This is a genomic window from Escherichia sp. KTE159, from assembly GCF_000408805.1.
Lineage (GTDB): Bacteria > Pseudomonadota > Gammaproteobacteria > Enterobacterales > Enterobacteriaceae > Escherichia > Escherichia marmotae.
In genome coordinates this window covers 3,140,258-3,161,348 of sequence record NZ_KE137292.1, presented here as the reverse complement: position 1 = coordinate 3,161,348, position 21,091 = coordinate 3,140,258, and the positions used below count along the sequence as shown (strand labels likewise).

Below are 21,091 nucleotides of genomic sequence, written 5' to 3'. Positions count from 1 at the left end.
TGGTCCCACCTGACCCCATGCCGAACTCAGAAGTGAAACGCCGTAGCGCCGATGGTAGTGTGGGGTCTCCCCATGCGAGAGTAGGGAACTGCCAGACATCAAATAAAGCAGAAGGCCATCCGGAAGGATGGCCTTTTTGCATTTTGAAACCATATCCAATTTAATGGATTACCTGCGATAAAAACGCCTGCGTGCGTTCCGATTTCGGATGTGCAAAAAACTCATCCGGCGCGGCCTGCTCAACAATCTCTCCGCGATCCATAAAAATGACCTTGTCAGCAACAGTGCGGGCAAATCCCATCTCATGCGTTACACACAGCATTGTCATACCCGACTGTGCCAGTCCAATCATCGTATCCAGCACTTCTTTCACCATCTCCGGATCGAGCGCCGACGTGGGTTCATCAAACAACATGATCTTGGGTTTCATGCAGAGTGAACGAGCTATGGCAACGCGTTGCTGCTGACCACCGGATATCTGTCCGGGAAACTTCTGTGCATGTTCGGCAATTCGTACTCTCTCAAGGTAATGCATCGCCAGAGCTTCAGCCTCTTTCTTCGGCATCTTGCGTACCCAAATCGGCGCCAGGGTACAGTTCTGTAAAACGGTCAGATGTGGGAAGAGATTGAAATGCTGAAAGACCATTCCTACTTCTTGCCTGACACGCTCAATATTGCGGATATCTTCGTTAAGTTCGATGCCATCCACTACGATTCTTCCCTGTTGATGTTCTTCCAAGTGATTAATACAACGGATGGTTGTCGATTTCCCGGAACCAGAAGGGCCACACAGAACGATTCGTTCCCCCGGTTGCACGATTAAATTTATATTCTTCAGGACATGGAATTGCCCATACCATTTGTTAACATTTTCCAGCGTAATCATCGCGTTAGCAGGTTGCAGTAAAATTTGGCTCATAGTGTCCTCAATGCGGTGTACGCTCGGTGTTAAAACGTTTTTCCAGATGTTGGCTATAACGCGACATACTGAAACAGAAGATCCAATAGATCAGTGCAGCGAAGACGTACCCTTCGGTCGACATGCCCAACCAGGCGGGATCAACGGTTGCCTGCTGAACGCTACTGAAAAGATCGAACAACCCGATAATGATCACCAGACTGGTATCTTTGAATAGTGCGATGATGGTGTTTACCAGCCCTGGAATAACCAGTTTCAGTGCCTGTGGCAGAATAACCAGCCCCTGGGTTTTCCAGTAACCCAACGCCAGCGACTCTGCAGCTTCATATTGACCTTTGGGGAGCGCCTGCAATCCACCTCGCACCACTTCCGCAACATAAGCGGACTGGAACAGGATCACTCCGACTAATGCACGGATCAGTTTGTCGATGCTGGTGCCTTCTGCCATAAATAACGGCAGCATCACTGACGACATAAACAACACGGTGATCAGCGGTACGCCACGCCAGAACTCGATAAAAATGACGGATAAGATACGCACAATCGGCATATGAGAACGGCGGCCTAACGCCAATAAAATCCCCCACGGCAGCGCCCCTGCAATCCCAACTGATGCAATAATCAAAGTAAGTGTTAGCCCACCCCATTGCCGGGTTTCAACTCGCTCAAGACCAAGAAAACCACCATACATTAGCCACCAGACAATAAGCGGGTAAATCACCGCCCATACCGCAATATAGCGACCGCGATGGGGGAGTATTTTCCAGAACATTGGTGCAATCGAAATCAGGCCAATCAGTAATGCCAGATTAATTCGCCAGCGTTGGTCGTGTGGGTAAAGCCCATACATAAACTGGCCAAATCGCTCGTGGATGAAGACCCAGCAGGCACCTGCTTTTGTACAGTCTGCGCGGGTTGACCCAACCCAGTTAGCCTGCAAAAAAGCCCAGTTCAGCAACGGTGGAATCAATTCCCACATCAGCCACAGGCAACCAATGGTCAGCAGACTATTACTCCAGCTTGAGAACAGATTTTTGCGCGCCCAAACTATAACGCGGCTTGGGTTATGGTTCGCCGGGCGCGGGGGATGAGACAGCAATACTTTCGTCATCATGACTCCTTAGCGTTCAACGATTGCGATACGGCGGTTATAGATATTCATCAGCAGTGAGATAGTCAGGCTGATAATCAGATAGACCGACATGGTCATGGCTATCGTCTCGATGGCCTGCCCGGTCTGGTTAAGCACGGTGCCGGCAAACAGTGAAACCATATCCGGATAGCCAATAGCGGCGGCAAGAGAAGAGTTTTTGACGATGTTGAGATACTGGCTGGTTAACGGAGGAATAATCACCCGCAGCGCCTGCGGAATAATCACCTGACGTAGTGTGACAGTATTGGGTAATCCCAGCGATCGGGCTGCTTCGTGTTGGCCATAAGGCACAGCCTGAATCCCTGCGCGGATAATCTCAGCGATAAATGCAGAGGTATAGACCGAAAGCGCCAACGTTAAGGCAGCCAGTTCAGGGATCAGCACCATACCACCGCGGAAGTTAAACCCTTGTAGGGCTGGAATGTTCCAGTGAAGTGCTGTGCCAAAAAGCCATTGCGCCAGCAAAGGTAAACCAATGATCATCACAGCGGCGACAGGCCATGTGCGACGTAGTTGACCGGTTTTTATCTGGTACGTTTTGTTGAAGCGAAATAGCCCAACAGAAATGGCTATAGCCATCACAACGGTCACGATAAACGCAAGAAATCCATCTCCCAGTTGCGGTGAGGGAATGTAAAGCCCGCGATTGCTCAAAAAGGCCAGATCAAACGCACTCACTGCCTGTCGCGGTCCGGGCAAATTGCGCAACACGGCAAAGTACCAGAAGAAGATTTGCAACAGCGGCGGAATATTACGGAAGATCTCAATATAAATTGTGGATAACTTTCGCAGTAACCAGTTCTCTGAAAGTCTCGCTAATCCAATAAAGAAGCCCAGAACAGAAGCGAACACAATACACAATGCTGAAACCAGTAGCGTATTGAGCAAACCGACAATAAAAACGCGTCCGTAGGTATCGCCCTGCTGGTAATCGATCAAATGCTGGACGATACCGAAGCCAGCGCCACGATCAAGAAAGGCAAACCCTGATGTAATGCCACGATTGCTTAGATTCGTCACGGTATTGTGAAATAGCCAACTAATAATGCCGACGACGGCAACAACGGCAAGGATTTGGAATAACCAGGCGCGAACCACAGGGTTGGCAAAGGAGAGTGAGCCTTTAACAGTTGGGCGGCGATGAGACATAGAAACCTCGAAAACCATAACGCTAAAGAGAGCGCCGCTGTAGCGACGCTCGTTACCTCACACTTACTTAACGCACGGGCGGTGCATATTGGATGCCACCGTTATTCCAGAGGTTATTTTGACCCCGTTTAATTTTCAGCGGACTTTCGGAGCCGACGTTGCGCTCAAAAATTTCCGAGTAATTACCTACCTGTTTGATGATGTTGTAGGCCCACTTGTTATCCAGTTTCAGATCCTTACCGTAATCGCCTTCTTTACCCAGCAGGTGCGCCATATCTGGTGTTGCCGGATTTGCTGCTTTTTCATCGACGTTCTGTGAATTAACGCCCATCTCTTCAGCATTCAGCATGGCGAACAGGGTCCAGCGCACAATAGAAAACCATTCGTCATCGCCACGACGAACCACCGGGCCAAGCGGTTCTTTAGAGATAACTTCCGGCAGAACAATCCATTCGGCAGGGTTACTTAATTTGATACGCAAGGCATACAGTTGTGATTGATCCGAAGCCAGAGTATCGCAGCGACCAGACTCTAGTGCCTTCGCGGATTCGTCAGAGCGATCGAAAGTCACTGGCGTGTACTTCATATTGTTTGCCTTGAAGTAATCGGCAACGTTGAGTTCGGTATCCGTACCCGCCTGAATACAGACAGTTGCGCCATCAAGTTCCTTCGCGCTTTTTAACCCTGCTTTGTCATGGGTCAGGAAACCAATGCCGTCGTAATAAGTGACGCCAGTAAATACCATTCCCATGCCTGCGTCGCGAGATGAAGTCCAGGTCGTATTACGGGAGAGTAAGTCCACTTCTCCGGATTGCAATGCAGTAAAGCGTTCTTTTGCGGTGAGCGGCGTATATTTCACTTTCGTGTCGTCGCCAAATACAGCAGCGGCAACACCACGACAAACATCAACATCAATACCAGAAAACTTACCGTCTGCATCAGCATAAGAGAACCCCGGTAATCCGTCGCTGATCCCGCATTGCACAAAACCTTTTTTCTTTACAGCATCGAGCGTCGCGCCAGCATGCGCCTGATTTGCAACGGCAAGCAGCACGCTGGCGGCAGCCAGTGTGGCTATCATCATCTTTTTCATAATGCTTCCTGTAAGGCGAAAATTATCGTTATAGAACGTTTGGGAAACGTTTTTTACCTGTCTGTGGCCATCCTCTTATAAGCAAAAGTAGTGCCAGTTTTTGCGCACGATTCCGCGACGCAATAAGCAGAGTGTAGACAGGAAATAATAGAAACAGCGCCCCGCAATGGTGCGAAAATGAAACATGCGCCACATTTTGGCGCAAAATATTTACGCGTATTTTACTAAGCAGAATAATGATTATTAGCGTGAGTATCAGAAGGGATGATGTTATTGAAAAATAAATTCATGCGTTATTTCGATAGAAAGGCAAGCGACGAGATAAAATGCTTAATTAAAAGGGAATTAGCCAGCGGAATATAGCAATGTTTAACGTATAGAAAGATTCTGTATCGTTAAACAGAGCGCGGAAGTCCGCGCTCTGTTCAGTTATTTTGACAGAGCAATAATCCCCATTGTCAGGCCAGCGACAGCCGCTGCCCCGCCAGCAATAGCTCCGGCAGTTTCCCAGTTATCCTGCGTCGTACCTTTCATACAGGTATTGGTGTGAACCAGACGGCCCTGATCGTCATAAACCGGAACGCAAGGGGAATCGTGAGCACAACCCGCCAGCAATGCGGTGAGCAATGCCACAGAAATTAATCTTTTCATGATGTTACCTCAATAATAACGCTATCGCTTAATAAGTGAATTCTCTTATTAACGATCTGGATATTATTTTATCATTGGTAGTTATAATTCTTTTAGGATGAATAATGACAAATTATGTGAATTGTAAAAATAGTGAAGGGAGAAGGTGCAAATGAGTTGCTGGTTATAGGAAAAATAATGCTTATCCTATTAATTATTCTCATTTTTCCAGAAAATTTAAAAGGCGTCGAAGACGCCTTTATGTTTCTGATTTACCCTTTGAAGCAACGGCGGATCACGACAAAGAACACCGGCACGAAGAAAATAGCCAGCAATGTTGCAGAGACCATGCCACCCATTACACCGATACCCACTGCGTTTTGAGCGCCGCTCCCGGCACCGTTACTGATAGCCAGCGGCAACACGCCGAGTATAAATGCGAGGGATGTCATCAGGATAGGTCGCAGACGCATGCGCACCGCCATTAGCGTTGCTTCGATAACGCCTTTACTTTCTTTCTCCATCAGGTCTTTGGCGAACTCAACAATCAAAATGGCGTTTTTGGCTGATAAGCCAATTGTCGTTAACAAGCCCACCATAAAATAAACGTCATTTTTCTGATTAAAGAGTGTTGCAGCCAGCAGTACGCCGACAATCCCTAATGGCACGACCAGCATAACCGAGACGGGAATTGACCAGCTTTCATAGAGCGCCGCAAGGCACAGGAAAACCACCAGGAAGGAGATTGCTACCAGGGCAGGAGCCTGGTTACCCGATAAGCGTTCCTGATACGACATCCCCGTCCAGTCATAACCAATGCCGGCAGGTAATTTTGACGCAAGATTTTCCATCAGCGCCATCGCATCACCGGAACTGGTTCCTGGCGCGGCTTCCCCCTGAATCTCCATTGAAGGCAGGCCGTTGTAGCGTTCCAGTCGCGGAGAACCATACACCCAATGTGCAGTGGTAAAGGCAGAGAATGGCACCATTTCACCGTTGGCGCTGCGGACATAAAGTTTATCGACATCTTCTGGCAGCATACGGAATTTTGCATCAGCCTGAACGTACACTTTTTTTACCCGTCCATGGTCGATGAAGTCGTTAACGTAAGTTCCGCCCAACGCCGTAGAAATGGTCTGATTGATATCAGAAAGCGAAACGCCTAATGCCTGTGCCTTTTCCTGGTCAACTTCAAGTTTGAACTGCGCGGTATCTTCCAGACCATTGGGACGTACACTGACTAAGCTGTCAGGATGTTGCGCCGCCATACCAAGCAACTGGTTGCGGGCCTGGGTTAGGGCATCGTGCCCCAGACCGGCCTGATCGATTAACTCAAAGTCGAATCCCGTTGCTGTGCCCAGTTCAACAATGGCTGGCATATTGAACGGAATGACAAAACCGTCGCGGATCTTGCCCAGCTCCATTTTGGCACGGTGGATAACTGCTTCCGCGCTGTTTTCATCGCCACCACGCTTTTCCCACGGTTTCAGGCTGACGAAGGCCATCCCGGCGTTTTGTGCCTGACCGCTGAAGCTAAATCCGTTAACCGTAAAGACGCTTTCAACGTTCGCTTTCTCGTTCTTCAGATAGTAATCCGTCACTTGATCCAACACTTTTTGCGTCCGCTCTTGCGTCGCGCCAGCAGGAAGTTGAATCATGGTCAGAAAGACCCCCTGATCTTCTTCCGGCAAAAAGGAAGAAGGGAGACGTAAAAACAACACTACCATTCCGGCAACTATCAGCGCATAGATCAGTAAATATCGCCCTGTGGAACCGAGGATTTTGCCAACGCTATTGGTATAGTGGTTAACGCTATGATCGAAAGTGGTATTAAACCAGCCGAAGAAACCGCTCTTTTTATCGTGATGTTCGGCAGAGACTGGTTTGAGTAGCGTTGCGCATAATGCAGGGGTGAGAATCAATGCCACCAGTACGGAAAGCGCCATTGCCGAAACAATGGTGATAGAAAACTGGCGATAAATTGCCCCTGTGGAACCGCCGAAGAATGCCATCGGAATAAAAACCGCTGACAGCACCATCGCAATACCCACCAGTGCGCCCTGAATTTGCGACATCGATTTTTCCGTCGCTTCTTTTGGCGGGAGATTATCCTCCATCATCACGCGCTCGACGTTCTCTACCACCACTATCGCATCATCGACGAGCAGCCCGATGGCAAGCACCATTCCAAACATTGTTAGTGTGTTGATGGAGTAACCAAAAGCGGCGAGGATGGCAAACGTCCCTAACAGCACTACGGGCACAGCAATGGTGGGGATCAGCGTTGCTCGCATATTCTGCAAGAACAGATACATCACCAGAAACACCAGGATAATGGCTTCAACCAGCGTTTTTACCACTTCGTGAATAGAAAGCTGGACGAATGGCGTGGTGTCATAAGGGTAGAGAACCTTCATTCCCTGCGGGAAGAATGGCTGTAATTCTGCCAGTTTCGCCTTAATGGCTTTCGCCGTATCGAGGGCGTTCGCACCAGTGGCTAGTTTAATACCCAGACCCGCTGCCGGTTTACCGTTGATACGGGCGATGACGTTATAGTTTTCACCACCAAGCTCAACACGGGCGACATCTTTCAGGCGAACCACTGAACCGTCGCTGTTCACGCGCAGGGTGACTTTGCTGAACTCTTCCGGATTTTTTAATCGGGTCTGAGCAATAATCGAGGCGTTCAACTGTTGCCCAGGCAACGCTGGTGTTCCGCCCAGTTGCCCGGCAGCTATCTGATCGTTCTGCACTTTCAACTGGTTAATCACATCAACCGGTGTCAGTTTATATTTGTTTAGCAGGTCGGCGTCCAGCCAGATACGCATCGCATACTGTGCGCCAAAGAGTTGCACGTCACCAACGCCATTCAGGCGGCTAAGCGTATCTTTAACGTTAGAGGCCACATAGTCCGAGATATCGTCCTGAGTGGTACTGGGATTATCAGAGACAAAACCTGCCACCATCAAATAACTGCTACTGGACTTTTCAACGCTAATCCCCTGTTGTTGAACTTCCTGCGGCAGCAACGGCGTGGCAAGTTGGAGTTTGTTCTGCACCTGGACTTGCGCAATATCTGGATCTGTCCCTGACTGGAAAGTGAGGGTAATTGTTACGCTACCGGCGGAATCGCTGGTGGAGGACATATACATCAGGTTATCGATACCATTCATATTCTGTTCGATAACCTGCGTCACCGTATCCTGTACGGTCTGTGCATCAGCACCCGGATAGTTTGCCGAAACAGAAACCGCAGGCGGCGCAATGGTTGGGTATTGGGCGATAGGTAATTGTAGGATCGCCAGTACGCCTGCCATCATCAGAATAATGGCCAGCACCCATGCAAATATCGGTCGTCGAATAAAAAAGTTTGCCATGTCTGATTGCCTTACTTCGACGCAGTATCTGCGGGGGTATCGGTCGTGGCTTTAACCTGTTCTCCCGGACGCGCTTTTTGCAGACCGCTGACAATGACTTGATCGCCAGATTTCAGCCCTTCGCTAATTAACCATTTATCGCCAATCGCCTGGCTGGCAACGACTGGACGCGCTTCAACCTGACTTTTCTCATTCACAATCAGCACGGTTGCATCGCCACGCGGTGTGCGGCTGACGCCTTGTTGCGGAATAAGAATGGCATCAGGTTGTACACCTTCATCAATCCGGGCGCGCACAAACATACCCGGCAGAAGCGTATGCTGTGGGTTAGGGAAAACCGCACGTAGGGTTATGGAACCAGTGCTTTCATCCACGGTCACATCGGAGAATTGCAGTGTGCCTTTCAGGGGATAAGTTTGACCGTTTTCCATGACCAGCTCTACGTTGCTGGTGGTGTTTTCCTTATGTAAATTTCCTTGCTCTACGGACTGCTTCAGTCTCATGAAATCATTGCTTGATTGGGTCACATCGACGTAGATAGGATCGAGTTGCTGGACAGTCGCCAGTTCAGTCGTTTGCCCGTTAGTGACGAGAGCACCTTCGGTCACAGTCGATTTGCCGATACGTCCGCTAATTGGCGCGGTTACTTTGGTATAAGCGAGATTGATGCGGGCGCTTTCGACCGTGGCTTTTGCGGCAATCACGGCGGCATCGGCCTGGCGGGCATCAGCAATGGCCTGATCGTACTCCTGCTGACTGATGTATTTTGTGCCCACGAGCGGAACGTAACGTTTTACCGTCAAATGCGCGATGGAAGCGGCGGCTTCACTTTTCGCCAGTTCACCTTTCGCACTGTCATAACTTGCCTGATAGGTCGCTGGATCAATCTGGTACAGGGACTGACCTGCTTGCACATCGCTGCCTTCAGTGAAATTACGATTTAGTACGATCCCGTTAACCTGTGGGCGAACTTCGGCAATACGGAAAGCGTTGGTACGGCCAGGTAATTCAGTTTTAACTTCTAACGGGGCAGTTTTCACAACATGAACGGTAACCTGCGGTTCACCGACGTGAACTTTCTCTTCTCCCTTATCGTTGCAACCCGCGATTAACGCTGCGGAGATCATGATAAAGGGGGGCAGGAGGAAAAACCTGGCATATTTCGTCATTACTATTCCTCAAAAAAACAAAAGCGCGTTATTTGCCAGAAAAAGGCAACGCGTTAACTCGCAGAAATAAAAATACAGTTCGCTATCCTACAAATTATCGTCCGGCGATGTAATAAATAGTTATGAATACTGGCCTCTCAAGGCACATAAACACAAAAATAGATTCGTGTTCTAATGTTTTGTTTTGATGTGAATTGAAGGGAGAGGAATTGTTTTGACGCAAATTGAAACGTACATTCATTAAATAAATGTATTCTACGTCAATAATGGATTTTGTTTATTTGACGATTTATAGCAGGTGAATTTTAGCCTCTCGTATAAATAAATATTGGGTGATACATTACCTTTCATTATTTCCTTTATGTCTAATGTATTTATTTCCTGAATAATTAATCATGGCAAAAAGAACCAAAGCTGAAGCTCTGAAGACCCGGCAAGAACTGATTGAAACCGCCATCGCCCAGTTTGCGCAGCATGGTGTAAGCAAGACGACGCTCAATGATATCGCTGATGCTGCCAACGTCACGCGTGGCGCTATCTACTGGCATTTCGAAAACAAGACCCAACTGTTTAATGAGATGTGGCTGCAACAGCCTTCATTGCGGGAGTTAATTCAGGAGCGGTTGACGGCAGGGGCAGAGCATAACCCGCTTCAGCAATTGCGTGAAAAACTGATTGTTAGCTTGCAATATATTGCCGAAATTCCACGCCAACAAGCATTACTGCAAATTTTATATCACAAATGTGAATTTAATGATGAGATGCTGGCAGAGGCCGTAATACGCGAGAAGATGGGTTTTAATCCGCAGATTCTGCGCGAAATATTGCAGGCATGTCAGCAACAAGGCTGTGTGGAAAATAATCTCGATTTAGATGTAGTGATGATTATTATTGAGGGTGCTTTCTGCGGAATTGTCAAAAACTGGTTAATAAATATGGCGGGTTACGATCTTTATAAACACGCACCCGCCTTAGTCGATAACGTATTAAGAATGTTCATACCAGATAAAAATGTAGCAAAACTAATTCATAAAACAAATGAATTAGATATCGTATAAGCTTACATTCTGTTGTAGAAATCCAGTTCGTCACAGTTAACCAGTTTAAGTGGATTAACCGAATTCATATTGCGGCATTTGTCTGTTTCTGTAGCCAACAGCTCAATCCATTGCATCAGTAAAGTATCAAACAGAAAAACGGAGACAGCGAAAACGACGAGCCACCAATACTTGCGAATCATTACCTGAGCCTGTGCATGTTTAACCAAGTCTGGCAGGAAATATACACGAAATGAATAATCTGAAAACCAGGCTTACACTTCCTTTACTTTGCAATGAGATCGGGGTCAACTTCGCTGACCCGGCATCGTTTTGACAGGTTGCCGGTCTTTCTTTTTTTTACTTTCGCCAGCTCTTCCACGGAGTAATGTGACGCGATACCCAGTCGTCGGAGCCCCATCTTGATGTACTCGCTGTTAATCTCAATACCAATGAATTTTCGCCCGGTTGTGACGGCGACCGCGCCGGTGGTAAAACTGCCCGCAAACGGGTCGAGAACGATATCTCCAGGGTTTGAAGAGGCGAGAATAATGCGTTTCAGCAATGCTTCCGGCTTTTGCGTCGGATGGTTTTCATATTCATCCATCAAATAACGCACGCGCGGAAAATCCCAGACGTTGCCCGGTACTTTTTGATTATTGTAAGGCTGCGGAGGATTTTTACGATAATCGATCAACGCGCGCTGCGATCCGGTTTTGGCTTCTACCAGAATAGCATCGCTGTTAAATGTGTAGTTCTTTGCGTCTTTCACCATCATCAGGATAGGTTCGTACATGGAGCCGTAGTGTTTCTTCGCCTGTACCCCAGAACTGTCATATGACCAGACGATGCGACTTTTGATGGTAAAAAGTTTGCGACACTGGATATCGATAAAGGGCATGTTTTCGGTGCTGTTCATGATGTACATGCAGCCCTGTTTTTTAAGGATGCGGTGGCACTCTGCAATCACTTCAAATAGCCAGTTAATAAACAGATCTTCTTTCCATGCTTCGATCAGACCATCAAAATTTTTGCCGATGTTATAAGGCGGGTCGGCAAAGATCAGATCGATGCTCCCGGTGGGGATTTTTTTTAGCTCGGCTAATGCATCACCCTGAATGATCGTTTTTGTTTCATCGCCAAACCGGGTGGGTTCACATCCTGTTCTCATGGTCACTCCCTTTGTGACGCCTATAAAAAAGGCGCTTCCCCATGCCGAGTAGCGCCTTTTTAATCAAGCATTTAGCTAACCTGAATTAGTTCATGCCGTACTTTTTCAGTTTTTTACGCAGTGTACCACGGTTGATGCCCATCATCAGCGCAGCACGGGTCTGATTACCACGGGTGTATTGCATCACCATGTCCAACAGGGGCTGTTCTACTTCAGCCAGTACCAGCTCATAGAGGTCATTAACATCCTGACCATTCAGTTGAGCAAAATAGTTCTTCAGTGCCTGTTTAACCGAGTCACGCAGGGGTTTTTGGGTTACCTGATCCTGAGAGTTAACGGTAGAAACGGTCAGTACGTCAGAATTTACGCGTTGTTCGAACATAGTTCTGTCAGCTCTTTATTTCTGTTTACGCAAAATTTTCGAAGTATGCCTCCAACGCCTCCAGCTGTTCGCTGGCATCCTCAATGGCGTTGAATGTGCGCCGAAACTGGTCATTTGGAGCGTGTTCCTGGAGATACCAGGAAACGTGTTTACGTGCAATTCGGTAACCTTTCGCCGGACCATAAAAGTCATGCAGTTCCCGAACATGCGCGCAAAGCAAGCGCTTAACCTCTGCCAAAGGCAGCGGGGGCAGCAACTCCCCAGTGTCCAGATAATGCTGGATTTCCCGAAAGATCCAGGGTCTTCCCTGAGCTGCGCGGCCTATCATCAGGGCATCCGCCCCTGTATAGTCGAGCACAGCTCTGGCTTTAAGCGGGTCAGTAATGTCGCCATTCGCGATAACCGGAATGGAAACTTTCTGCTTAACTGCCCGAATACTGTCGTATTCAGCTTCTCCATTGAACAAACAGGCGCGTGTACGACCATGAATGGTCAGAGCCTGAATGCCACAGTCTTCAGCCAGTTGGGCAATCTCTTCGCAGTTACGGTGTTCCGGCGCCCAACCGGTGCGAATCTTCAGAGTGACAGGAACGTCCACTGCATTGACGACCTCGGTAAGGATCGATTTAACGACATCCGGGTACTGCAAGAGGGCTGAGCCTGCGAGCTTGCGATTCACTTTTTTAGCCGGGCAACCCATATTGATATCAATAATTTGGGCACCGCTTTCCACGTTAATACGTGCAGCATCCGCCATTTCTTTCGGATCGCTACCGGCAATTTGCACGGTGCGAATACCGGGTTCATCAATGTGCACCATCCGTAAACGAGATTTGTCGCTTTCCCAAACCTGAGGGTTAGAAGACATCATCTCGGATACTGTCAATCCGGCTCCCATCTCGTAGCACAACGTCCGAAAAGGTCTGTCTGTAATGCCAGCCATGGGCGCTGCGATCAGGCGATTTCTGAGCTGATATTGTCCGATGCGCATGAGTTAAGAAATGACCATACTGTGACTGCAAGGCGGCGTATATTACGCATTTTTTGCACGAGATGAAAGGCCAAACTTTGACCAATCCTCTGAGATGGATCAAAGAATTGCATTTAAAATGAACGCCGCGGAATAATTAGTCATAAAAATCATCACATTAGAAACAAGTGGCTAAAATTTGCACTCAAAGAAATTTGAGTAAGTTCTCAATTTTTCTTTATGAATGAAAATTCAGGCACGTGAATTTGCTCAAATAATCAGCAAATTCACGTGCCTTTTGTGATGTTGCTCGCACTTCGCGCTACACCACTATGCCGCATTGTGAAGGTTAATTCTTACGACCGGTAATGCGACACCACTCTTCTTTTTCCACAACCGGGTCGAGCGTGAAGCTATCGGCATACGCGTCACAAACGCTCTCTGCCTGGCTTGCCAGGATACCGGAAAGGCCCAGTAAACCGCCTGAAACCGGCAGGACGCTGATTAACGGCGCCAGTTCACGTAACGGGCCTGCGAGAATGTTAGCGACCACCACGTCGGCCTTCATTGCTTCAGGCTGATCTTTCGGGAGATAGAGTTCCAGTCGATCAGAAACACCATTACGTTCAGCATTGTCGCGGCTGGCCTGAATGGCCTGTGGGTCGATATCAATACCAATAGCTTTTGCTGCGCCCAACTTCAGCGCCGCGATAGCCAGAATGCCGGAACCACAGCCAAAGTCGATGACCGTTTTACCGGTTAAATCGAGGCTGTCGAGCCATTGCAGGCACAGAGAGGTGGTTGGATGAGTGCCCGTACCAAACGCCAGACCCGGATCTAACATCACGTTGACAGCATTTTCGTCTGGTACATCGCGCCAGCTTGGACAGATCCACAGACGTTCGCCAAAGCGCATCGGGTGGAAATTATCCATCCACTCGCGTTCCCAGTCTTTATCCTCCAGTTGCTCGATTTTATGCGCGAAGCCCGCGCCGAGTAGCGGATGGTTTTCCAGAATCGCCACAACTTCATTCATGTCTGTTTCTGCGTCAAACAGACCAATCACATCGGTGTCGCCCCACAGGCGAGTTTCGCCCGGCAGTGGCTCAAACACTGGCGTATCGTGGGTATCCTGAAAAGTGATAGAAACGGCACCGGCTTCCATCAGCGCATCGCTAAGATCTTCTGCATTCGCGCCGGTGGTGTTCAGTTTCAGTTGGATCCAAGGCATGGCAAAACTCTTTATTTATCAGTAGTCAAAACGGTAGCTTGCGGGACGGATGTACCGAAACGGTTTCCGACCAGGAAAGCCAGCAAACTTAGCAGTAACGAGGGCACGATAGGGTGGAAGCCCAGGTACTGAATATTTAGGGTTGCAAGTACGGCATACAGAACGCCGCCGACGATCATCGCGCTTAGCGCGCCTTTGGCGTTAGCGCGTTCCCAGTAAAGGCCCAGCACCAATGGCCACAGGAAGACGGCTTCAAGACCACCGAAGGCCAGCAAATTTAACCAGATGATCATTTCTGGCGGCTTCCAGGCGGCAAGCAGCAGCAACGCGCCGAGAACCAACGTAATCACCGCCGACATCCGCTTCAGACGCGTCTCGTTTTGCATTTGTTCCGGACGGATATTCAGATAGAGATCTTTAATGATCGTAGCGGAACTTTGCAGCAATTGGGCATTGATCGTCGACATAATCGCGGCCATTGGGGCGGCAAGGAAGATCCCGGCAGCAAACGGCGGCAACACTTTTACCATCAACGTTGGGATCACCAGATCCGGCACGGTGAGATCAGGGATCACCGCGCGGCCTAACGCGCCAGCCAGATGCATACCAAACATCAGGATCGCCACCACAATTGTACCGATGATGATCCCCCGATGTACCGCTTTGCTGTCTTTATAAGAGATACAGCGCACCGCGGTATGCGGCAGGCCAATCACCCCAAAGCACACCAGAACCCAGAACGAAGTCATGAAGGCAGGCGACAGAATATCATTAGCGCCTTGTGGTGTTACCAGTTGCGGATCAATGGATTGTAGCGTCTCTACTGCGTTGCTTAAGCCGCCAGCAGCATGGACCACGCCGACCAGTAGCACAATGGTGCCAATCAGCATCACCAGCCCTTGCATAGTGTCGTTCAGCACACTGGCGCGAAAGCCACCAAAGGCGGTATACAACGCAATACTGATGCCGAAAATCAGCAGGCCGGTTTCATAAGGAATGCCAGCAGCGGTTTCCAGTAGACGCGCACCGCCGATAAACTGCACGGTCATTGCACCAACGAATGCTACCAGCAAACTCAAACTCGCCAGCCACACCAGCAAACGGCTCTGGTAGCGGGCAAACAGCATATCGTTCAGCGTTACCGCATTGTAGCGGCGCGCGAGAATAGCGAACTTCTTGCCGAGAATACCGAGCGAAAGCCAGACAGCAGGTAGCTGAATCATCGCCAGCAATACCCAGCCCAGCCCGTATTTATAAGCAGCGCCGGGTCCGCCGATAAACGAACTGGCGCTGATATAGGTTGCGGTGAGCGTCATCGCCAGCACAATACCGCCCATAGAGCGGCTGCCGAGGAAATACTCATTCAGGAAAGTGCCCGTGTTCCGTTTACGCATCGCATAAACCGAAATCCCGAACACCACCACCAGATAGGCGACCAGCGGTAGAATCACTTCAAGCTGCATCGTCATCCTCCAGCGGAATATCGCGATAGATAAATTTCACCATCGCCCAGCACAGTCCAATAAACAGCAGCGGCGTCAGGATGCAGGCCATCTCAAACCAGCGCGGAAAACCGGTAAAACCGGGGGCAACGCCAGGTAAGTAAGCAGCTACTAACCAAACAAGCAGATACAAAAGGGTCAGCCCCAGCGCCCAGCGCGCCTCTTTATGGGCCTGAACAAAACGAGTGTCCATTTTTTGTCCCTGATGGGTGAAGAAAGCGGGGATTGTACCTTATGGGGCTTGCCGATCCCCAGAAATAAAAAAGGCCGGAAAATCCGGCCTTTTGACGCTGTTGCAGTCTTATTTTTCCTGAAGACCGAGTTTTTTCTCCAGATAGTGGATGTTAGTGCCACCATGCTGGAAGTTCTCGTCGTTCATGATGCGGATCTGCAGATCAACGTTGGTTTTGATACCGTCGATGATTAGCTCCTGCAGCGCATTCTTCATGCGTGCAATCGCCACATCACGGTTTTCACCGTAGCAAATCAGTTTGCCGATCATTGAGTCATAGTACGGCGGCACGGTGTAGCCAGCGTAGATATGAGACTCCCAACGCACGCCAAAACCGCCAGGTGCGTGGAAACGGGTGATTTTGCCCGGGCTTGGCAGGAAGGTGTTTGGATCTTCGGCATTGATACGGCATTCCACCGCATGGCCGCGAACATGAACTTCTTCTTGCTTGATCGACAGCGGTTGACCGGCAGCGATACGCAACTGCTCTTTGATCAGGTCAACGCCGGTGATCATTTCAGTAACCGGGTGTTCTACCTGAATACGGGTGTTCATTTCGATGAAATAGAATTCGCCGTTTTCAAACAGGAATTCGAAAGTACCTGCTCCGCGATAGCCGATATCAACACACGCTTTGGCACAACGTTCGCCAATGTAGCGACGCAGTTCCGGGGTAATGCCTGGTGCTGGCGCTTCTTCGACCACTTTCTGGTGACGGCGCTGCATGGAGCAGTCACGTTCAGCCAGATAGATAGCGTTGCCCTGGCCGTCCGCCAGTACCTGAATCTCGACGTGGCGAGGATTTTCCAGGTATTTCTCCATGTAAACCATATCGTTGCTGAAAGCAGCTTTCGCTTCCGCACGCGTCATGGAGATGGATTGCGCCAGTTCAGCGTCGCTGCGCACTACGCGCATACCGCGACCGCCGCCGCCGCCGGAAGCTTTGATAATTACCGGGTAACCAATGCGTTTAGCAATGGCGCGGTTTTTATCCATATCGTCGCCCAGCGGGCCGTCAGACCCCGGTACACAAGGGACGCCAGCTTTTTTCATCGCGGCAATTGCCGACACTTTGTCACCCATCAGGCGAATGGTGTCTGCTTTCGGGCCGATGAAGATAAAGCCAGAGCGTTCAACCTGCTCAGCAAAATTGGCGTTTTCGGAAAGGAAGCCGTAACCCGGATGGATTGCTACTGCGCCAGTGATTTCAGCGGCGCTGATGATTGCCGGGATGTTCAGATAGCTTTTTACTGACGGAGCAGGGCCAATACAGACCGTTTCATCTGCCAGTAATACGTGTTTTAGGTCGCGATCCGCGCTGGAGTGCACTGCGACAGTCTTGATGCCCAGTTCTTTACAGGCACGAAGAATACGCAATGCAATCTCGCCACGGTTGGCAATAACAATTTTATCCAGCATGTTCGCCTCGTTACTCGATGACGACCAGCGGCTCGTCAAATTCTACCGGTTGTCCACTTTCGACCAGAATTGCTTTCACAGTACCGGATTTGTCTGCTTCGATCTGGTTCATCATTTTCATGGCTTCAACGATGCACAGGGTATCGCCCACGTTCACTTTCTGACCCACTTCGATGAACGCTTTCGCGTCCGGGCTTGGGGTGCGGTAGAAAGTACCAACCATTGGGGAACGTACGATGTGACCACTGATTTCCGCTGCTGCTGGCGCTTCCATGGAAGGAACGGTCGCCGGAGCGGCTGCGTTAGACTGAGCTGGCTGCTGCATCATTGGTGCAGCGTAAGCTTGTTGCATCATCGGGAAACTTGCGGCAGGTGCTGCACGGCTGATGCGTACTGACTCTTCGCCTTCAGAAATTTCCAGTTCAGAGATGCCTGATTCTTCAACCAGCTCGATCAGTTTTTTAATCTTACGAATATCCATGAGTGGGTTCCGTACTCTTTGTTTAGTGTGATTGTGACAGGCGTTTCACCGCCGTCTGTAAAGCGTATGCCCCGACAGTAGCTGTATGCATAGCGATAAATTCCAGCCAGCCGGGACGCCGGTCTATTTTGCCCCAGAGTGTCAATGTGAGACTTGACGGACATTGTGCAGCGATCTGCTGCCATTCTCCGGCAAAAAACAAAATATACCTTCGTTTCGCCATTGTCACCTTTTCCGCAGCTCAAAAACTGCGTCAGGGAGAACGAGGTCGCACATTATAACGATTTCGTAGCAAATGGCAGCTAAATACTGGTCTTATCAGGGAAGATAATCAACAGCTAACATGTAAATAACTTTCAACGCCGCGTATTTTGCAACAAGCCGCACAGTTCATGAAATTAGCGCCACCATTGACGGAACTTCTTATAACGTAAGACTAAAAGCAGTAAAGCCAGCCCAGCGTAGATGATTGGCTGTGGTGAGATAATCTTTACTGACCACAGATAATGTATGGGGGCCAGGATCGCGACAAGATAGACGAAGTTATGCAATTGTTGCCAGCGTTTGCCTAAGTTTCGCTGCATCGCCTGCGTGGAAGTGAATGTTAAAGCCAGTAAAATCAGCCAACTGATAATTCCGAGCGTTAAATAAGGTCGGGTGACTAATTCCTGACCCAATAACGTCAGATTATTCACTCCCAGCTCCAGCAAGGCATAACTGGTTAAGTGCAGCGTTGCCCAGGCGAAACACCATAAACCCAACAGGCGGCGAGTGCGAATCAATAATGGTTGTTTAGCGTAGCGCGCCAGCGGCGTAACCAACAAGGTCGCCAGCAAGAATTTCAGCGCAGTCCGACCGGTAAAATGCTGAATATCTTTCACCGGATCGGCACTTAATCCACCGTGGTTAATTGCCCACATCAGCCAGACAAACGGCAAAAATCCGGCAAGATGCAGGCAAACTTTCAGCCATGTCACTTGTTTTGCTGTCAGTCGCACTTAGAAATTCTCCCGTAAATCCAGTCCACGATAAAGCGACGCCACTTGATCGGCGTATCCGTTAAACAACAGCGTTGGCTGACGTTGTACATCAAGAATGCCACCTGAACCGATAAACCGTTCGGTAGCCTGCGACCAACGGGGATGATCAACATGCGGATTGACGTTGGCATAAAAGCCGTATTCATCGGGCGCGGCCAGATTCCAGGTGGTTGGCGGACGCTCCCGGGTCAGCTTAATACTGACAATCGATTTAATCCCTTTAAAGCCATATTTCCACGGCACAATCAGCCGTACCGGTGCGCCATTTTGCGGCGGTAACGCCTTGCCATAAACACCAACGGTCATCAGTGTGAGCGGATGCATCGCTTCGTCGAGACGTAATCCTTCTATATAAGGATATTTCAGGCCGCCGCCAATAAACCGGTCCTGCTGGCCTGGCATCTGTTCCGGCGCATAAATGGTTTCGAAGGCGACGTATTTCGCGTTACTGGTCGGTTCTGCCAGTGCCAGCAATTTGTGCAGCGGAAAACCAATCCACGGCACCACCATCGACCATGCTTCTACGCAACGCATACGATAAATCCGCTCTTCCAGCGGGAAACGACGGGTCAGTGCATCATGATCGAGGGTTAACGGTTTAGCGACTTCACCGCTGATTTTCAACGTCCACAGATCAGTTTTCAGACTGCCGGCATTTGCCGCTGGATCGGCTTTATCCAGTCCGAACTCATAGAAGTTGTTATAGCCGGAAACTTTATCTTCCGGCGTCAGTGGCAGGTTATTTTGCCAGGCGGCAGGCCTGCTGAATTCTAATGGCTTTCCGGCTGGTGCGGGCGGGCGATCGTTACCCTTAAACCAGCTAAGCAGGTCGGCATGAGTAGTGGTTGGTAGAGAAAGTGCAGCAGCGCTGATGCCTAACGTTTTCAGTATCTGCCGACGTTGCATAAAAAAAGCCGATTCGGCAGTGACATCGGCTTCTGTAAGTTGACGAATTTTTTTCATAACAGACTCCCGGTATGCTCCTGATTACTATGGCAGGGAGAATGTCAAAGTGCTGCTAAAATTCGTTAACGATATGTAAATTATTTTGTGCGAAATCTTAGCTTATTTTTACCAATGTGCGCCCTTGCACCTGGTTATTAATAATGGCTTCAGCAAACTTCGGAGCATCTGCCAGCGAAATTTCTTTTGCTGCCTGCGAATAGAATGATTCCGGTAGATCTGCGACCAGACGCTGCCAGGCTTGCGCGCGGCGTTCTGGTGGCGTCATGACTGAATCCACCCCTTGTAAACGGACATTACGCAGAATGAACGGCATTACCGTGGTTGGCAGGGCAAAGCCACCCGCCAGACCACAGGCTGCCACACAGCCACCGTAGTTCATTTGTGCCAGTACTTTCGCCAGCACTTTGTCGCCAACAGTATCAATCGCGCCAGCCCAAAGCTGTTTTTCCAGTGGACGGGATTCAGCAAACTCATCGCGCGGCAAAATACGGCTGGCACCTAACCTTTTCAGGTATTCATGGGTACTTTCACGACCAGAAACGGCAACGACCTGATAACCCAACTTATGCAACAGTGCTACGGCCGTACTGCCGACGCCGCCGCTGGCGCCCGTAACGACAATTTCGCCATCCTGCGGATGAATACCGGCATCTTCCAGCGCCATTACGCACAGCATGGCGGTAAACCCGGCAGTACCGATAACCATCGCTTTACGCGCGTCCAGACCTTGCGGCATGGCAACCAGCCAGTCACCTTTCACGCGCGCCTGCTGTGCCAGCCCGCCCCAGTGGTTTTCACCAACGCCCCAACCGGTGAGTAACACTTCCTGACCGGCATGAAAACGAGGATCTTCACTGGCGCGTACGATTCCTGCGAAGTCTATGCCAGGAATCATCGGAAAATTGCGGATGATTTTTCCTTTACCGGTAATCGCCAGCGCATCTTTATAATTCAGGCTCGACCAGTGGACATCGACCGTCACATCGCCTTCCGGCAGGCGACTTGCGTCCAGAGTCTGTACAGATGCGAGGGTTTTGCCGTCCTGCTGTTCTAAAAGTAACGCCTGCATAAGAGGTCCTCATGTGCATGATGGATTGGAAAATAATTTCTGAAGACTATACTCGCTAATGGAAAAGCAAAGCCGATGAAGCGCAATAAATTGCGAGATAA

At 49.5% G+C, this 21,091-nt stretch carries 20 protein-coding genes; 1 reads left to right on the top strand and 19 read right to left on the bottom strand.

Annotated features, from left to right (window positions below):
- Positions 1-160: 160 nt before the first annotated feature.
- The 7 genes from A31E_RS06755 to acrE all read right to left on the bottom strand — a co-directional run bounded on the left by A31E_RS06755 (position 161) and on the right by acrE (position 9,490).
- A complete protein-coding gene (locus A31E_RS06755; RefSeq protein WP_000078317.1) occupies positions 161-919 on the bottom strand; it encodes an amino acid ABC transporter ATP-binding protein in 759 nt (252 codons plus the stop codon).
- A 7-nt stretch (positions 920-926) separates the two neighbouring features.
- Positions 927-2,030: an amino acid ABC transporter permease gene (locus tag A31E_RS06760; protein ID WP_001517195.1), complete on the bottom strand. Its 1,104-nt coding sequence runs from the start codon at positions 2,028-2,030 to the stop codon at positions 927-929.
- Positions 2,031-2,039: 9 nt separating this feature from the next.
- Complete coding sequence (locus A31E_RS06765) at positions 2,040-3,221, bottom strand: amino acid ABC transporter permease (RefSeq protein ID WP_016249268.1); 1,182 nt, start codon at positions 3,219-3,221, stop codon at positions 2,040-2,042.
- A gap of 67 nt (positions 3,222-3,288) precedes the next feature.
- Positions 3,289-4,314, bottom strand: a complete 1,026-nt coding sequence (locus tag A31E_RS06770) for an amino acid ABC transporter substrate-binding protein (RefSeq protein ID WP_000738562.1) — start codon at positions 4,312-4,314, stop codon at positions 3,289-3,291.
- 429 nt (positions 4,315-4,743) lie between these two features.
- Entirely contained in the window at positions 4,744-4,965 is a 222-nt protein-coding gene (locus tag A31E_RS06775; protein ID WP_000825670.1) for a lipoprotein, read from the bottom strand.
- Positions 4,966-5,216: 251 nt separating this feature from the next.
- Complete coding sequence (gene acrF, locus A31E_RS06780; RefSeq protein ID WP_016249267.1) at positions 5,217-8,321, bottom strand: multidrug efflux RND transporter permease subunit AcrF; 3,105 nt, start codon at positions 8,319-8,321, stop codon at positions 5,217-5,219.
- 11 nt (positions 8,322-8,332) lie between these two features.
- Positions 8,333-9,490 carry a multidrug efflux RND transporter periplasmic adaptor subunit AcrE gene (acrE, locus tag A31E_RS06785; RefSeq protein WP_001517194.1) on the bottom strand — a complete coding sequence of 386 codons (1,158 nt, stop codon included), beginning with the start codon at positions 9,488-9,490 and terminating at the stop codon, positions 8,333-8,335.
- Between the two features lie 395 nt (positions 9,491-9,885).
- Here acrE and envR point away from each other — a divergent pair, with 395 nt between their 5' ends.
- Complete coding sequence (envR, locus tag A31E_RS06790) at positions 9,886-10,548, top strand: acrEF/envCD operon transcriptional regulator (protein WP_016249266.1); 663 nt, start codon at positions 9,886-9,888, stop codon at positions 10,546-10,548.
- A 2-nt stretch (positions 10,549-10,550) separates the two neighbouring features.
- Here envR and A31E_RS06795 read toward each other — a convergent pair whose 3' ends face one another.
- From A31E_RS06795 to A31E_RS06850, 12 genes are all read right to left on the bottom strand, one after another.
- Positions 10,551-10,730: a DUF2556 family protein gene (locus tag A31E_RS06795; RefSeq protein WP_001517193.1), complete on the bottom strand. Its 180-nt coding sequence runs from the start codon at positions 10,728-10,730 to the stop codon at positions 10,551-10,553.
- An 83-nt stretch (positions 10,731-10,813) separates the two neighbouring features.
- The gene (yhdJ, locus tag A31E_RS06800) at positions 10,814-11,698 is read right to left on the bottom strand and encodes an adenine-specific DNA-methyltransferase (RefSeq protein ID WP_001258882.1); all 885 of its coding nucleotides are present in this window, start codon (positions 11,696-11,698) and stop codon (positions 10,814-10,816) included.
- Between the two features lie 85 nt (positions 11,699-11,783).
- Positions 11,784-12,080, bottom strand: coding sequence for a DNA-binding transcriptional regulator Fis (gene fis / locus A31E_RS06805; protein ID WP_000462905.1), 297 nt, complete (start codon positions 12,078-12,080; stop codon positions 11,784-11,786).
- A gap of 25 nt (positions 12,081-12,105) precedes the next feature.
- Positions 12,106-13,071, bottom strand: a complete 966-nt coding sequence (gene dusB / locus A31E_RS06810; protein ID WP_001219652.1) for a tRNA dihydrouridine synthase DusB — start codon at positions 13,069-13,071, stop codon at positions 12,106-12,108.
- A 328-nt stretch (positions 13,072-13,399) separates the two neighbouring features.
- Positions 13,400-14,281 carry a 50S ribosomal protein L11 methyltransferase gene (gene prmA, locus A31E_RS06815; protein WP_001517191.1) on the bottom strand — a complete coding sequence of 294 codons (882 nt, stop codon included), beginning with the start codon at positions 14,279-14,281 and terminating at the stop codon, positions 13,400-13,402.
- Between the two features lie 11 nt (positions 14,282-14,292).
- Complete coding sequence (gene panF, locus A31E_RS06820) at positions 14,293-15,744, bottom strand: sodium/pantothenate symporter (protein ID WP_016249265.1); 1,452 nt, start codon at positions 15,742-15,744, stop codon at positions 14,293-14,295.
- Positions 15,734-15,976, bottom strand: coding sequence for a YhdT family protein (locus tag A31E_RS06825; protein ID WP_000381177.1), 243 nt, complete (start codon positions 15,974-15,976; stop codon positions 15,734-15,736). Before A31E_RS06825 ends, panF begins: the two co-directional genes overlap by 11 nt.
- A 108-nt stretch (positions 15,977-16,084) precedes the next feature.
- Positions 16,085-17,434 (bottom strand): acetyl-CoA carboxylase biotin carboxylase subunit, encoded by a 1,350-nt coding sequence (accC, locus tag A31E_RS06830; RefSeq protein WP_000884623.1) that lies wholly within the window; start codon positions 17,432-17,434, stop codon positions 16,085-16,087.
- 10 nt (positions 17,435-17,444) lie between these two features.
- Positions 17,445-17,915 (bottom strand): acetyl-CoA carboxylase biotin carboxyl carrier protein, encoded by a 471-nt coding sequence (gene accB / locus A31E_RS06835; RefSeq protein ID WP_000354618.1) that lies wholly within the window; start codon positions 17,913-17,915, stop codon positions 17,445-17,447.
- A gap of 398 nt (positions 17,916-18,313) precedes the next feature.
- The gene (gene msrQ / locus A31E_RS06840; protein WP_016249264.1) at positions 18,314-18,913 is read right to left on the bottom strand and encodes a protein-methionine-sulfoxide reductase heme-binding subunit MsrQ; all 600 of its coding nucleotides are present in this window, start codon (positions 18,911-18,913) and stop codon (positions 18,314-18,316) included.
- The gene (gene msrP, locus A31E_RS06845; RefSeq protein WP_016249263.1) at positions 18,914-19,918 is read right to left on the bottom strand and encodes a protein-methionine-sulfoxide reductase catalytic subunit MsrP; all 1,005 of its coding nucleotides are present in this window, start codon (positions 19,916-19,918) and stop codon (positions 18,914-18,916) included.
- A 97-nt stretch (positions 19,919-20,015) separates the two neighbouring features.
- Positions 20,016-20,990 carry an acrylyl-CoA reductase (NADPH) gene (locus tag A31E_RS06850; RefSeq protein ID WP_001148445.1) on the bottom strand — a complete coding sequence of 325 codons (975 nt, stop codon included), beginning with the start codon at positions 20,988-20,990 and terminating at the stop codon, positions 20,016-20,018.
- Positions 20,991-21,091 lie beyond the last annotated feature (101 nt).